The organism is Streptomyces sp. NPDC057694 (assembly GCF_042799415.1).
Lineage (GTDB): Bacteria > Actinomycetota > Actinomycetes > Streptomycetales > Streptomycetaceae > Streptomyces.
On the sequence record NZ_JBHVIX010000022.1, the window covers coordinates 116,876 to 129,832 of the forward strand.

Sequence of the window (12,957 nt, forward strand, 5' to 3'; positions counted from 1 at the left end):
TAACCGGGCGTTTCTCCATCCTGAACACTCGGTGAGCGGGCGCGGAAACGCACCCGCGGAAAGGCGGTCCGATGCGCAACGCGCGGACAGTCGCAGCATGCATGATCGCAGGCATATCTTTCACCGGCCTGGCCGCGTGCGGTGGCGGGGACGACGGCGACGGCGCGTTCAAGGGGGACAGCGCGGACCAGATCGCCGACAAGGCGGTGGCCGCCACGCGCAAGGCCGATTCCCTGCACATGAAGGGCAAGGTGAGCCAGAGCGGCGGCGAGCCGATGGTCATCGACCTCGCGGTCGACCAGGACAAGAACTGTCAGGGCACGGTGACCATGTCGGGCGCGAAGGCCGAGGTCAGACACGTGAAGGCCACGTTCTACCTGAAGGGCGACGAGCAGTACTGGCGCACCAGCCTCAAGCAGCAGCCCGGTGCCGACAAGATCGTGCCGAAGGTCGCCGACAAGTGGGTCAAGGTCCCCGCCCAGGACAACCAGATCACCGGCCTGTGCGACAAGCAGGGCCTGCTCGCCGCGATGGACGAGGACAAGTCCGAGCGCAAGGGCCTGAAGAAGGGCGACACGAGCACCGTCGGCGGGACGAAGGCGTTGGCCCTGCACAAGAGCAAGGGGGACGAGAAGTCCACCCTCTACGTCGCCACCGAGGGCAAGCCCTACATCCTCAAGGTGACCACCACCGGCGGCAGCGAGCCGGAGACGACCACGTTCTCCGACTATGACAAGCCCGTGAAGCCGGAGCAGCCCGCTGCCGGCGACACGGTCGACCTGAAGGAGCTCGCGGCCCAGTAGTCACTGGTGTGTCGGCCTGTCGGGTCGCCGGGTTTAGGGGCATCGGCCCCGGTTATCCGGAAGTTCGCTGCCAAGCGCTTCCCCCTTTCCCCGACGACTGCGAGATGTCGACGTGACCGACGAACCGACCGACACATCACCCGAATCACCTGCCCCGGAGACCTCCTCTGCCCCGGAGGCCTCCTCGGAGGATCACAAGACCAGGTTCACCGTGCTGGTGGCACTCGGCGCGAATCTGCTGATCGCCGTCGCCAAGGCGGTCGGCGGACTCTTCGCCGGGTCTCCGGCGCTGCTGTCCGAGGCGGCCCACTCGGTCGCCGACAGCCTCAACGAGGTCTTCCTGCTCGCTGCACTGCGCCGCAGCCGGCGTCCCGCCGATCGCCAACACCCCTTCGGCTACGGCAAGGAGCGGTTCTTCTGGTCGCTCCTCGCCGCTGTCGGGATCTTCGTGATGGGCGGCTGCTTCTCCTTCTTCCAGGCGTTCGAGGCGTTCACCAAGGGCGGCGCCGAGGAGTCGAAGAGCGGGTTCGTCGTCGGGCTCGCGGTGCTGGGCGTCGCCTTCCTCGCGGAGGGCACCTCGCTGGCCCGCGCCGTGCACCAGGTGCGCAAACAGCCCGGCGACGGCATCGGTTCGGACCCGGCGCTGCGCACCGTGCTCGCCGAGGACGCCACGGCCGTCGTCGGTGTCCTGCTGGCGGCGGCCGGCCTGGTGCTGCACAGGACCACCGGCCACATCGAGTGGGAGGCGACCGCGTCCCTCGTCATCGGCGCGCTGCTGGTGTTCGTCGCCTACCGTCTCGGGCGCAGTGCCAGGGACCAGCTGATCGGCGAGGGCGACCCGCAGCTGCACCAGGACATCCACGAACTGCTCGACGCCCAGCCCGAGATCGAGGCCGTGGCGGCCCTGCACATCATGCGTCTGGGGATGGACTCCACGCTCGTCGCGGCCCGGGTCGATCTGGTTCCCGGCCTGGAGAGCGAGGAGCTGGAGCTGGTGAGCGAGCGCATCAAGCGGGCGGTGCACGCGCGCTGGCCCGAGGCCGACCAGATGTTCCTGGACGTGGTCGAGGCGCCGACCGGCGTGTGGGAGAGCCCGGCGGAGAGCGCCAGCACGGGATGACCCGACCCGGCCGGACCGGACCCGGCCGGCCACGGACAAGACTCTGCGCCGCCCGTTCGGGTTCGAACGGGCGGCGCAGAGTCTTGTCCGGAATAGGGGGAGTGCGGGTATTACTCGGCGGCCATCAGCCCGGCGCGGAGCTTGCCCACGACCTTGGTGATCAGGCGCGAGACGTGCATCTGCGAGTAGCCCAGCTCGTCGGCGATGTCCTGCTGGGTGCGCTCCTCGACGAAGCGCAGGTGGATCAGACGACGGTCCCGCTCACCCAGCTCGGCGACGAGCGGCGCGAGGGAGTGGAAGTTCTCGACGAGTTCGAAACGGTCCTCGTCGACGCCGATGAAGTCGGCGAGCATGGTGTCGGACTCGTCGTCGGAGCCGTTGACGGCCGCGTCGAGGGAGACGCTGTTGTAGCCGTTGGACGCCTTCTGCGCCTCGGCGACCTCCGCCACGTCGAGCTGCATCAGCTCGGCCAGCTCCGCGGTCGAGGGCGAACGGCCCAGCCGCGTGTGCAGCTCCTCGGTGGCCTTGGACAGTTCGATCCGCGCCTCCTGAAGCCGGCGCGGCACGTGCACGGCCCACGAGGTGTCGCGGAAGAACCGCTTGATCTCACCGACGATGTAAGGAACGGCGAAGGAGGTGAACTCGACCTCGCGCGTCAGCTCGAACCGGTCGATCGCCTTGATCAGCCCGATCGTGCCGACCTGGACGATGTCCTCCATCTCCTCCTGGCCGCGGTGCTTGAAGCGCGAGGCCGCGTACCGCACCAGGGAGAGGTTCATCTCGATCAGCACATTGCGCACGTAGCTGTACTCGTGCGTGCCCTCTTCGAGCTGGGTGAGACGGTCGAAGAAGTGCCTGCCCAACTCGCGGGCGTCCTTCGGCCGCACGGAGGCGGGATCGGCGTAGGCCCGCTCGATCAGACTCGCCTCGACCTGACCGGCCGTGATGTGCGCCTGCTCGTGAACTGCCACGGTACTCATAGCCGCCAGTCCTGCCTCTCGTCGGTGTCCGTATAAAAATCCCCGCACGCCTGCGGTTACCCCGTAGTCCTGCGCACATACATACGATACGGCGCGGCTTGTGTACTTGGAGGCAGCCAATGCTGCGGCCGACGTCGAGGCAGTCCGACCCAACTGCATCGCCGACCACTCACCTGGACAAGGGGACGTCCAAGGTGCAGGGCCGGGCGGTCGCGTACGTCAGCCGGACGGATTTCCTCTTGTCGCCGCCGTGCCGCTCACCTTGCAGGGACGGCGCTCTTCTCCGCAGCGGTCAGCTCGCGCAGCTTCGACCGGGTCTCGGGGTCTGTCGAGTAGATCACCGTTCCGACCATGCCGCGGCTCAACAGCACCTTGTATGTATTCCGAATGAGCCTGTCCACATCGGCGTCCGGTGTGGACTTCTTGAAGACGGGATCCTTGGAGGCCGTCCGATCGGTGACCCACCGGTCCCCACGCCACACCAGGTCTGGGCCGATGATGACGCCGCTCCAGTCGTACTCGAACCCCTGCGCCGTGTATACGCAGCCGACCTGCCCGAACCCTGCCGGATCGGTGGCCCACAGAGCGGCCGGCGGAGCACCTCCGACGGCTCTGTCGCCGTGCACGTTCCAGGGGCGCGCCCACTCGCCGACGACCACATCCGCGGGCAGCGATTGCCCGGCCGGGACCTTCTTCGTCCACGTCCAGCAGTAACCCGCCGACATACGCGCGCTGTACCCGTGCGAGCGCCGCCCTTCGAGGAACGACTCCATCTCGTAAGGGCTGTCGACGACCATGAGCTGCATCTTGTCGTCGGGCTCCCAATCCAGGACGCCCCCGGCCTCAAGGCCGAGCAGACGAACTACCCAGCGCAGGTACGCGTCGCTGCCACCGCACCGGAACTGGCTGTCGAGCGCCACGACGCGGCAGGCGAGCCCTTTCTTCGCCGCGGCTTCCTGAACCTCCGTGAGCGTGCCCATCTCACCGGGCCGTACGACCTGGTGCTCGTCGAGCAGGAAGACCGGGACGCGCGCCGCGTCGATGAGTTCCTCGACCTGCGGCTTGCCGGTGCGGTGTGCCGCAGGGGTGTAGCGATTTGCGGACGTCTCTCGCATGCGGTGCGCCTCGTCGCAGATGAGGACATCGAGGCTGTTGCGCTCTGCCGTCATGAAGCTGTTGAAGTACTTGAAGAGGTCGCGGACCTGAGGCTTCCGGGCCCCGGCGACCTTGCGCATGGTCGTGGTGAAGGAGCTGGACCCGGTCGCGTGCAGGGCGGTGATTCCCTGCCGGTGCAACTCGCCGAGCAGGGAGAGCGCGATAACACTCTTGCCGGTACCGGGGCCGCCCGTGACCACCACGACTTCCTTGTGGTCGGACTGCTTGGCGCGACGTACGGCGTTCAACACCGTCCGGTAGGCGACCTGCTGTTCGTCCAGCAGCACGAACTGCTCACGCTCACGCACCTCTTGAGCCGCGACGGCCATCAACTGCTTGGAAGGCCCGATCTTGCCGTCCAGTAGTTCGTCGGCGGCAGCAGCGCCCGACTGGGCCTTCAACTTCGTACGCAGATAGTCGATGAACTCACCGCGGCGGGCTCCGATGAAGAGCCGGCCGTAAGGACCCTGCTCCGCCTCGAACAGGCCGCTGACGCCGAACTCCGTGGCGTTGTGGAGGAAGGCGGCGCCACTGACGCGGTCCGGGTGATCCGCCAGCGCTCCGTTGAAGGAGATGAGGTACTCGCAGTAGCCACGCACCTGGTCGACCGGATTCAGCACGGCGTGTGCGTACGCGTCGACCCGGCACAGCGACGGGTCCTCGTCGTCCGGCTCGGCGCTGCTCCACTGCTTGAGTTCGACCACCACGTAGGACGGCTCACCGGTCTTCGGGTGCACTCCGGCCAGCACCGCGTCGGCCCGTTTGCTGTTCAGCGGCAGCCCGTACTCCAGGAGCACCTCGACCTGTCCGAGCCCGGCATCGTTGAGCGCATTGACGAGGGCGGGGATGCTGCGTTCCCAGGAGCGCACCTCGGAGCCGCCGGGCCGGTGACCGTGTACGTGGACGAACTGCTCCGTCAGACGGAGGAAAAGGGCACCGGACAGGCACTCGGCGGCGACCGCGGCGGCGGAGTCGCGGAACAGCAACGGAAGCTCCCAGGCAGCACGAAGTGACTCGTGCGGGTGGGGGCATGTCCTCCGTGACTCCACATGGTGGAGCGGAAGCCCGGCGGGCCGCTATGACGATTGACGGGAAGAATATCGCGTGCCGTCGATCAGTGGCCGTCCAGGTCGACCGGTGGACGCAGCCCCTGAATGTCGAAGGATGGCACATGCTCCTTCAAGTAGGTTTGAGTCTCAGGATCGTCTGAGTACAGCACCACGCCTCGCCTCGCTCGAGTCAGTAGCACGTGGTACACGTTGCGGATGCACTCGTGGAAGCGGTCACTGTCGAGGGATTTGACCTTCGAGTCGTGTGACGCACTGGGCTGAGCGATCCACTTCCCGTCGCGCCAGACGTAGTCCTTTCCCAGGATGACACCGCACCAGTCCCACTCCATTCCCTGGGCTGTGTACACGCAGCCCACTTGATGGATTCCTTCTCGGCGAACTGACCATAGGTTCTTGGGTGGTGCCCCGTTCGCGTAGCTCTTCAGGGTGCCGTTCACGTTCCAGGGGCGTGCCCAGTCCCCAATTTCAACATCGGGTACGAGTGTCTTGTCCTTTCGTGGCTTACTCCAGGGCCAGCAGTACCCGGCCACCATTCTCGCTGTGGAGCCATTGTTTCCCTCATGCAGGATCACATGCTCGAGCGCGCTGGGAGTGTCTGCTACTTGGACGTGAATCATGCCGTCCGGTAGCCATTTCCAAGGATCATTGTTGCTGAGTCCGAGGAGATCATGTACCCATTTGATGTAGGAATCGCTCCCGCCGCATCGCCATTGGCGTCTGAGGTCGAACTCTGCTGCCTTGATTCCTCGTTCTTTGGCAGCTCTGCGGATCGTACTGAGTCTTCCGACCTCATTTCCTCGGACAGATTGTTTTTCGTCGAGGAGGAAGACTGAGACTCGTGCAGCGTCGATGAGCTCGTCCACCTGAGGGCGATCTCCTCGACGATCGGCTCGATACAGGTCGTCCGACTTGCTGCGAAGGCGATGTGCTTCGTCGCAGACGATCAGCGTTAGCCCATCGGGGCTGGCGTGTACGAACTCGTTGAAATAGGCGAGGGCTTCGAACAGTACAGGGTCGGTTTTCCCCAAGTGTTCCTTGAGTAGCCCCATAAATGCCTCGGCGCCGTTGGCGAGTCGGGCCTTGGGTGGCTGTACTGCGCGCATGAGCTCTACGGCGATGGCGGTCTTTCCGGTTCCTGCTCCGCCCGTAATGATGAAGACGGCCTTGTCCCCGTGACTCTTGGCGCGCTCAACAGCCGCGAGGATATCGCTCTTCGCAGCTAGTTGGTTGCCTCGCAAGGTGAATACGTGATCTTCCCCGTGAGGGTGGAACAGCACATCTGCCAAGGGGTTGTTCTGGAGCACCTTCAGCAGCGAATCCTCTTTTGATGTGAGGGAATCGAGGAGTCGCGCCACGGCAGATTCGCCCGGAGTCGGGGCGAACTGAGTGCGAATCAGTTGGCGAAGGTCCTCTCTGCGGTCTCCGGTGAAGTGGACCGTTCTGATCGTACGAGTTGACTTGTGGTCCAGGAGCTCGCTTACATCTGCCTGATCTGCGTTGTGCAGATATACCGCTCCGGCCATCTCCACCTGAATGCCCTTCAGCGGCCCGTCCTCACTTGTGAGGAAGTCGCAGAACGGCTTGACCTGTTGACTTGGGTGCTTGGTGGAGGTGGGATAGCCGACGTGATAATTGCCGGGCTTACGCGGATCCTCACTCGCGTTGGTCCATCTTTTCAGCTCCACCGGCAAGTAGGAATCGTGCCCGCTTTCTGGATGGATTCCCACGAGCACGGCATCCATGGGGCCCTTGGTGTACCCAGGCGGTCGGAACTCCACGAGTACGCGGACTTCGGATCGTCCAGTTTCCACGAGGTCGGAGGCGAGCTCGAGCAGGCTGGTCACCCATGCTTCTTGCTCGCTCTCAGTGGTGCCTTCCTCGTATTCCTTGATCCGTTCCAAGAGATGAGGCTTGAGTACGCCGCGACGGTGCAAGGTGATGAGCGCTCGGGCCGGCGCTTGGAGCAGCAGCACGTGAAGGGTCCCCCGGACACACGAAATGACTCGTGCGGGTGGGGGCATGTCCTGAGACGGAAGCCCGACGGGCCGCGATGACTGATCGAACCGTAGCGCAGCTGATCATCGTGTGGAGGTCTCGAGCCGAACTCGTTCCGCGAGGACGGCCGTCGCGCCTTCGAAGTCCGCCAGCCTGGCGGCCACTGTTGCGACAGCCAGTCGGTGGGGAAGCGCTGCCGAGAACTTGAGGCCGTGGACGGCTTGGGGATCCACATCCGGCAGAGACAGCCGGTCGCCGACTGATGCTCGCGCCTGCTTCCAAAGTTCTGACGTCAAGTCCTCGCGAACACGGATGAATTGGTCCGTGGGTCGTTGGACTGCGTCGGCCACTGTCGAAAAGCTTGCGCTGAGGGTTGCATTTGCTCGGTAGCCGGCCCAGGTCCACCAACGTACATCGTTGCCCGTACGGGTGATCAGCGTTCCGGCGGGATGCACACAGCCCGGGGCACGTTCTTCACGCCTGCCTTGAAGGCATGCCTGGGCGCGTCGGGTGAGCGCGACCGGAGGGTCGGCGCCGAGCATCACCTCACGCATCGCGTGGGACAGAACGAAGGACAGACCTGAGACCCCTCCGCTCATCCACTTGGCAATCCCGCTGCTTTCGACCGGTTCGACGAAAGCGCGGCGTATTTCCCAGTCGATGAGAGTGACTTGCCAACAACATCCGCCGAGCAGCAGTGGTGCTGTTCGAACTGTCGACACTGCTCCAGCACCGGCGCTCACGGACGAGCAGCGACAGGCGGACTCTCGAATCCTCGGCGACAGAGGCCTGATGAGGAGCGCCCACGCGAAGAAACTCGCTGGCGCGCAGGTCGACTTGAGCCTTCATCGCGCCGTCGAGGACGTTGTCCACCGCGACATTGGTGCCGGAGACAAGCAGCACACGCTTGTTGCGGGCGACAAGGTCCATGAGAGCGCGTTTGAGCACGGTGGTATTGCCGGTGCCAGGTGGACCCCAGACGAGCCGGATCCCGAGCGTCGTACAGGCCAAGTACAGCTGCGCCTGGGCATCTTCGAGCACGCCACCTAGGCACAGGTCGGCGAGGTTGTCGGGATCGACAGCGCGGCCGTACGTGGAGAGGGCGAACCAGCCTTCCTCGAGGCGGACGACGTCACCGTAGTGCTTGAACTGGCGGTCTGCCTCAGTATTGGTGCTCCGGCCCGCTGTCCTGTCATTGCAGAGCTGCGATACCGCTTGCGTCATTTCCTCGAGCCAGAGCGGCATGCGTTTTCTCCCTGTCCCCCGTGCAAGGACTGCATGATCGGCTCGCCTGGCCGTTATTGTCCAGATGCCTTGAGATGAGTGGCGCGATCGTGCCCTTGTCGAGCCATCTCGGCCACGGGTTCCGGGTCGTAATTGACAGCAGGCACGGGCAGGGCCTCGATAACTTGGCCCCATGCCCCTACCGACAGACGACGAGGCCACCGCCGACACCCCCTTCCTCGACCGCCTCGCCGACACCCTGGCCGCCTTCCCCGGTGTGCACGCCGTCGCCCTCGGCGGCTCCCGGGCCCAGGGCACCCACACCCCCGACAGCGACTGGGACACCGCTGTCTACTACCGGGGCGGCGAGGGCCTGTTCGCGCCGCGGGATCTTCGTGCGGTCGGCTGGGAGGGGGAGGCCACCGAGATCGGGGGATGGGGCGGCGGGGTGTTCAACGGCGGGGGATGGTTCAGCGTCGAGGGGCGGCGCGTCGACGTGCACTACCGCGATCTCGACGACGTCGAGCGCGTGCTGGCCGATGCCGAGGCCGGGCGGTTCCGGGTGGAGCCGCTGATGTTCCACCTCGCCGGGATCCCGACGTACCTCGTCGTCGCCGAACTCGCCGTCAACCGCGTCCTGCGGGGCACCGCCCCGAGGCCCGACGGGTATCCGGCCGCGCTGCGCCGGGCCGCGCCCGAGGAGTGGTGGGGGCGGGCCCGGATGACCCTGCACTACGCGCGGGCCGGGAACGCGCCGAAGGGCGGGCGGACCGAAGTCGTCGGGGCCGTCGCCGTCGCCGCCCTGTCGGCCGCGCACGCCGTGCTCGCCGCGCGCGGGGAGTGGGTGACCAACGAGAAGCGGCTGCTGGAGCGGGCCGGACTGCGGGACATCGACGACGTCGTCACCCACCCCGGCCTCGGCCTCGCCGAACTCGTCGACCGGGCCGAGGCGTTCCTCGCCGCTGCTGTCGCCGACGCCCGTCAGGCAGTTCCCAGGGCGTAGCCGCGCACGTCCCGCCACGGGGTCCCGGCGCCGTCCGACACGATCAGGCGCACCTCCGTGACCGGCGCGCGCAGCGGGAGGTGCGGGCGGAAGTCGGCGTCCGGAATGTCGTCGGTGCCGGCGCCGCTCGCCAGGGTCAGATGCGGGTCGAGGCCCTCGGCGCCGAAGATCCCGCGATAGGGGACCGCCTCCGGCCACCGCTGCCGCAGGGCCTCCGTGAGGGCCCGCAGCGGGTCGGCGGGGGACGGCGCCAGATAGAGGACGCCCGGCCAGCGGCACAGCTCGCCGAACGTGAGGGTGAAGGCCGGGACCGCCGAGAACAGTCCCCGCAGCGCCTCGTCCGTCTCCCCGGTCACACGGCTCAGGGGAAGGAACGGATAGAGGACCGTCACATGCGCCCGCGCCGGGGTGCGCACCAGGGGGTCCGCCTCGGGGACGTGGATCGTCAGCGCCGTGTCGCCGGGGGCGTCCGGCCAGCCCGCGTCGTCGGCGTCCGCAGGGATGTGAGGGGCATCACCGGGTGAGGGAGCGTGCAGGGGAGTGGGCACGGTCAAGTGTCACATTGCGGAAATGCGGGCGTTCCTTCCCCTCCATGAACTGCCGTTACCGTAGAAGGACCAGTTCAGGTCTGGCCGACGTCGTCCGGTACCCCCGTGTACGACAGGAGCCCGTCTTGCCTCGCCGCCGCCCGCTTCCACCCTGGCTCGGGCACGCCCTGCGCGCCCAGCGCGCCCCCGTCCCGTGGCCCGCCGTCCTGCGCGGCGCCCTCGCCGCCGGGCCGCTGCTCCTCGCCGCCGTCCTCGCCGGGAACCCGTCGAGCGGTGTCCTGCTCGCCCTCGGTGCCATGCTCGCCGGAGTCAACGACCGTCCCGGCCCCCGGCTCGCCGCCCTCACCCGGCTCGGCGGGCCCGCGCTCGCCGGTGGCGCGGGCATGGTCGTGGGGACGGCCCTCAGCCCGTTCGCCGGAGAGGGCGGCGGGTTCGGGCACGGAGTGGTGATCGTCACCGCGTTCGCCGTGCTCGGGCTCCTCGGCGGCGCCGTCAGCGCCGTCGGGCCCGTCGCGTCCGCGGCCGGTACACAGGTCCTGGTGACCGTCGCCATCGGCGCCGGGATGCCGCTGCCCGAGGCGGGCTGGCAGCGGGCACTGCTCTTCGTGGGCGGCGCCGCCTGGCTGATCGTGCTGCGCGTCGCGCTGCCCTCGCCCGCCGCCCGTACCGCCCGCGACGGCCGTACCGCTCGCGCCGCCCGCGCCGCCCGCATCAAGGGGAGCGGCCGCGGGCTCGGATATCTGTACGACGGTGAGCGCTTCGCCGTCGCCGCCGTGTACGACGCCGTGGCCCGGCTCGTCGAGGCCGCCGGGCGCACCGACTCCCGGGCCCGCCGGGCCGCCCTCACCGCCGCGCTCGACCAAGCGCAGGACGCCCTGCGCGGTGGCGGCGCCGCGGCCCGGCGGCTGCGGGCGCAGTACGTCGCCGCGCTGCCGCTCGCCGAGGCCGCCACCGCGCTGGCCTGGGCCGGAAAGACCGTGCCGGAACGGGCCGCGGAGGGGCCGCGCCGGCTCGCCGCGGCCGTACGGACCGGCGCCGCCGTGGGGCCGCTGCCCGCGCCCACCCGCTGCGACGCGGGGCTGCGCGCGCTCGACGAAGCGCTGCTGCGGGCCGCCGAGGTGTTCGACGGGGGCCGGGTGCCCGACCAGCCGCGGCGCCGGAACAGCCCGACGACCGTACTGCGCAAGGCGGCCGGACCCGGCGGGCGTGAGTACGGGATCCGTGTCGGGCTCTCCTTCGGGGCCAGCGCCGCCGTCGCCCAGGCACTGCACCCCCTGCACTGGTACTGGCTGCCCGCCACCGCCGTCTTCCTCGTCAAGCCCGACCTCGGACCGCTCGCCTCGCGCGCCCTGTGCCGGGCCGCCGGGACCGTCGCGGGCGCCGCCGCGTTCGCCGGACTCGCCGCGCTGCTGCCCCGCCCCGCGGGACTCGTCGTCCTCGTGGCGCTGTGCGGGGCACTGATCCCCGTGGCCACCCGGCACTTCGCCGCGCAGACCGCGGTCGTCACCGTGCTCGTCCTGTCCCTCGTCATGGTGGGCGGGGAACCGCAGGCGTCGGCGGGCCGGATCACCGAGACGCTGCTCGCCTGCGCCATCGTGCTGGTCGCCGGGCACCTTCCGGGGCCCGGCGACCATCGCGGGGGCGGCGTACGGGTGCGGGTCGCCGTCGCGCGCGAGGCCGCCCACGCGTACGTACGGCATGTGCTGAGCGAGGACACCGGCCGCCCGCAGGACCGGGCCAGGCGGTGGGCGCTGCGCCGCGAGGCGTACCGGACGCTGGCCCAGGCCCGGGCCGCCGTCGATCTCGCCGCCGCCGAACTGCCTGTCGTGGCGCGGCACTCGGACGGCGCGCGCCGGGTGACCGTCGTCCTGGAACGGCTCGTCGACACGACCACCGCCTGCGCCGTCCAGGTCGACGACACCGGGCGCGTCCCGCGGCAGTGCGCCGAACGGATCGACGGGATCCTCGCGGAGCTGGCCGCCTAGCTGCCCTCATCCGCGGGGAACCGGGCGCACCCCATGAGAGGGGCGCGCCCGGCAGCCGTCACGGCTTGGGCAGCGCACACCCCGGCGCCGACAGGTCGATCTTGTTGCCGGTGACGACGCACGGCACGATCCCGTACGTCTCCTGCGCGTAGTTGATGCCCTTGCGGACCGTCACCTTGCCGCTCTCGTCCACCTCGCACGGGTTGTTGTCCGTGCACTGCTGGCCGTCCTCGTTACCGGTGTTGTTCACCGCGACGACCTTGCCGGTCGCCTGGTCGAGGACGGGGGAGCCGGACGTGCCGCCGATCGTCTGGCAGGCGGAGGTGTAGCGGACCGAGTCCTTCCAGGTCCACTCGCCCTCCTTGAGGCGGTAGACGAAGCCGTCGACCGAGCAGTCGTACTTCTTCTTCCAGTACCCGGAGACCACGCTGATCGCCGTGCCCTGCGTCGGGTGGGCGGCCGACAGTTCCAGGGCCTTGATGCCGTACGAGCTCTCGATCTGCGCGTACGTGGACGTGAGCTGGTACAGCGAGACGTCCGTGTCCGTCATCGTCCCGTACGCCACCTTGCTCGCCCGCAGCGTCGCGACCTTGCTGCCGGCGGAGTTCAGGAGGCTGAACGTACGGGACGACGCCTGGTTCACCACGACCTCGCCCGGACCCGGGAAACCGGACTCCAGGCAGTGGCCGTTGGACATCACCAGGGCCGGGTCCGACGGCTGGGAGCCGGGGACGCGGATGACGGAGCCGGAACAGTTGCTGAGCGCGACCGTGCCGGCGAAGGACACCGCCTTGACTCTGGGGGCCGCGGTCGACGACGAACCGTCAACCGCCAGAGCGGGGGCGGCCGTTGCGCCGATGAGGGCGACGCCGAAGGCCGCGGCGGCAAGGGACTTCTTCATGTGGGGGGTCCTCTCCCGTGTCGAGAGTGGTGCATGAACGGAGTGTGAGCCTGCCTTGTTGGCATGAGCATTGTGATGGCGCACGGCTCAGCGGACAACAGTGCGTTCTCAGCGGACACGGCTGCCGTGGCTCGATGCCCCCTCGGCGCAGGGGAGTTGACCGCAAGTCGAGG

The 12,957-nt window shown here is 68.2% G+C and carries 10 protein-coding genes; 4 read left to right on the forward strand and 6 right to left on the reverse strand.

Annotation, left to right across the window (positions count from 1 at the left end; genetic code table 11):
- Positions 1-101: 101 nt before the first annotated feature.
- On the forward strand, positions 102-803 hold the full coding sequence (locus ACFVDP_RS34055) for a hypothetical protein (RefSeq protein ID WP_383498210.1): 702 nt from the start codon (positions 102-104) through the stop codon (positions 801-803).
- A gap of 112 nt (positions 804-915) precedes the next feature.
- Entirely contained in the window at positions 916-1,923 is a 1,008-nt protein-coding gene (locus ACFVDP_RS34060) for a cation diffusion facilitator family transporter (protein ID WP_383498212.1), read from the forward strand.
- Positions 1,924-2,033: 110 nt separating this feature from the next.
- Here ACFVDP_RS34060 and ACFVDP_RS34065 read toward each other — a convergent pair whose 3' ends face one another.
- From ACFVDP_RS34065 to ACFVDP_RS34080, 4 genes are all read right to left on the reverse strand, one after another.
- Positions 2,034-2,903 (reverse strand): SigB/SigF/SigG family RNA polymerase sigma factor, encoded by an 870-nt coding sequence (locus ACFVDP_RS34065; protein WP_383498214.1) that lies wholly within the window; start codon positions 2,901-2,903, stop codon positions 2,034-2,036.
- Between the two features lie 257 nt (positions 2,904-3,160).
- On the reverse strand, positions 3,161-5,044 hold the full coding sequence (locus ACFVDP_RS34070; RefSeq protein WP_383498216.1) for a DNA/RNA helicase domain-containing protein: 1,884 nt from the start codon (positions 5,042-5,044) through the stop codon (positions 3,161-3,163).
- A 128-nt stretch (positions 5,045-5,172) separates the two neighbouring features.
- Positions 5,173-7,101: a DNA/RNA helicase domain-containing protein gene (locus ACFVDP_RS34075; RefSeq protein WP_383498218.1), complete on the reverse strand. Its 1,929-nt coding sequence runs from the start codon at positions 7,099-7,101 to the stop codon at positions 5,173-5,175.
- A 568-nt stretch (positions 7,102-7,669) separates the two neighbouring features.
- Positions 7,670-8,368, reverse strand: a complete 699-nt coding sequence (locus tag ACFVDP_RS34080) for an AAA domain-containing protein (RefSeq protein ID WP_383498220.1) — start codon at positions 8,366-8,368, stop codon at positions 7,670-7,672.
- Positions 8,369-8,540: 172 nt separating this feature from the next.
- Here ACFVDP_RS34080 and ACFVDP_RS34085 point away from each other — a divergent pair, with 172 nt between their 5' ends.
- Entirely contained in the window at positions 8,541-9,350 is an 810-nt protein-coding gene (locus ACFVDP_RS34085; protein ID WP_383498222.1) for a nucleotidyltransferase domain-containing protein, read from the forward strand.
- Here ACFVDP_RS34085 and ACFVDP_RS34090 read toward each other — a convergent pair.
- Positions 9,329-9,898: a 2'-5' RNA ligase family protein gene (locus ACFVDP_RS34090; RefSeq protein ID WP_383498224.1), complete on the reverse strand. Its 570-nt coding sequence runs from the start codon at positions 9,896-9,898 to the stop codon at positions 9,329-9,331. The genes ACFVDP_RS34085 and ACFVDP_RS34090 overlap by 22 nt on opposite strands.
- A 125-nt stretch (positions 9,899-10,023) precedes the next feature.
- On the opposite strand from ACFVDP_RS34090, the gene ACFVDP_RS34095 reads away from it, so the two are divergent.
- The gene (locus ACFVDP_RS34095) at positions 10,024-11,883 is read left to right on the forward strand and encodes an FUSC family protein (protein WP_383498226.1); all 1,860 of its coding nucleotides are present in this window, start codon (positions 10,024-10,026) and stop codon (positions 11,881-11,883) included.
- Between the two features lie 58 nt (positions 11,884-11,941).
- Here the strand turns inward: ACFVDP_RS34095 and ACFVDP_RS34100 are convergent, their stop codons facing one another.
- Positions 11,942-12,784 (reverse strand): serine protease, encoded by an 843-nt coding sequence (locus ACFVDP_RS34100; RefSeq protein WP_383498228.1) that lies wholly within the window; start codon positions 12,782-12,784, stop codon positions 11,942-11,944.
- Positions 12,785-12,957 lie beyond the last annotated feature (173 nt).